Source organism: Phenylobacterium sp. (assembly GCF_031412415.1).
Classification (GTDB): domain Bacteria; phylum Pseudomonadota; class Alphaproteobacteria; order Caulobacterales; family Caulobacteraceae; genus Phenylobacterium.
In genome coordinates this window covers 1-1,777 of record NZ_JANOCX010000287.1, presented here as the reverse complement: position 1 = coordinate 1,777, position 1,777 = coordinate 1, and the positions used below count along the sequence as shown (strand labels likewise).

2 protein-coding genes are annotated in these 1,777 nt (G+C 61.5%); one reads left to right on the top strand and one right to left on the bottom strand.

The annotated features are described in order from the left end of the window. Nucleotides 1-721: replicative DNA helicase (locus tag RMO04_RS13925; RefSeq protein ID WP_309645371.1), on the top strand; the 721-nt coding region annotated here is incomplete at its 5' end. A 286-nt stretch (nt 722-1,007) separates the two neighbouring features. On the opposite strand, the gene RMO04_RS13920 is transcribed toward RMO04_RS13925, so the two are convergent. Beyond that, on the bottom strand, nt 1,008-1,777 hold a 770-nt coding region (locus RMO04_RS13920), incomplete at its 5' end, for a pyridoxal-phosphate dependent enzyme (RefSeq protein WP_309645370.1).

Here is a 1,777-nt window from a genome sequence, read left to right as displayed (position 1 = left end):
CGCGCGGCCGTCGATGGGCAAAACCGCATTCAGCATGAACGTCATGCAGCAGGTCGCTCAGCAAAACATCCCCGTCGGCGTTTTCAGTCTCGAAATGAGCTCGCAACAACTCGCCCAACGCATGCTCTGCTCGGTGGCGATGGTCGACGCACAACGCGTCCGAAAGGGCCAGCTCACCAACGACGAGTATCAACGGCTCGCGAAGGTGGTCGTGCAGATGCGGAAGATGCCGATCTTCACCGACGACTCGCCGCAGCTCACGCCGCTCGATTTGCGGACCAAGGCGAGGCGACTGAAACACGACCACGACATCCGCTGCCTGATGATCGACTACATGCAGTTGATGGATAACCCTGGCCCCGAAAGCCGCCAGCAGCAGATCAGCGAGATCAGCCGCGGCATCAAGGCCGTCGCGCGTGAGATCGGCGTGCCGGTGATTGCGCTGAGCCAGTTGAACCGCGCCAGCGAAAACCGCGACGGCCACAAGCCGCGCATGAGCGACCTGCGCGAATCCGGCTCGATCGAGCAGGACGCCGACGTCGTCGCGCTGCTGCACCGCGAGGACTACTACCACAAGGCCGACCCCAACTATATCCCAAGCAACCTCGCCGAGATCATCATCGCCAAACAACGCAACGGCCCGACCGGCACCGTCGAACTCGTCTTCGACGGCAACACCGCGACGTTCCGCAACAAGGCGCCTGGCGGCGATGTGATGTAAGTCGATCTCACCACGGAGGCACAGAGACAGGGAGGAGGAATGAGGGCACTCCTTCAAAAGCTGAATCTGGAATGGATCGTTCTTGGCTACCTTGGGACGAGTATTTTTTCGGCACTGGCGGGCATTTTTCTCCGCATCGAATGGTTGAAAAATGCGGGGCTTACGATGTTCTCGATCCCCTTCGTCTGCGGTTTCATTCTTGTCTGTTATTTCCAAGTAACCAGCCGACTTCGATCTAAGAAATGACTCTGTGATTCCCTCCGTGTCTCTGTGTCTCCGTGGTGAATCAGGCCTGCCAAGGCAGCCGATCCAGCGACACGTTCCCGCCGGTGATGATCACGCCCACGCGCTTGCCGGCGAACCGTTCGCGATGCTTCAACACGGCCGCCAGCGGCACCGCACTCGACGGCTCGATCACCAGCTTCAATCGCTCCCACGTCAGTCGCATCATCGCGATGATCTCGGCCTCACTCACGGTGACAGTGCCCGAGAGATGTTCACGAAGGATCGTCAGCGTTCGCATGCTCAGCGACGCGCGCAATCCGTCGGCAATCGTTTGGCCGCTCGTCGATAACGCCGGCTGAAGCGTGCCGGTTTCGATGGACACCTTTGCGTCGGCGGCGAGTTCGGGTTCTACGCCGATCATTTCGATCGCCGAGTTGACGCCGTGCGCCGCGATCGACCAGCCGCTCATCAGCCCGCCTCCGGAGATACAAACGGCGATCGCCTGAAGGTCGGGCACCTCTTCCAACATTTCAAGTGCCGCAGTCCCCTGTCCGGCGATGACAAGCGGATCGTCATACGGGTGGACGAGCGTCGCGCCGGTCTCGGCCATCACCTCTGCGCAAACTGCTTCCCGCGCCGCGACCGTTGGCTCGCACATCCGCACGTCGGCACCGAACGCTCGTACGTTCGCGAGTTTCATCGGCGAGCAGGTGCTAGGCACGACGACATATGCCGGGATGCCCCGCCGCTTCGCCGCAAGCGCCAACGCTCCGCCGTGATTGCCAGAGGAGTGCGTGACGACGCCCCGCTTCGCGGCGTCTTCGTCGAGCG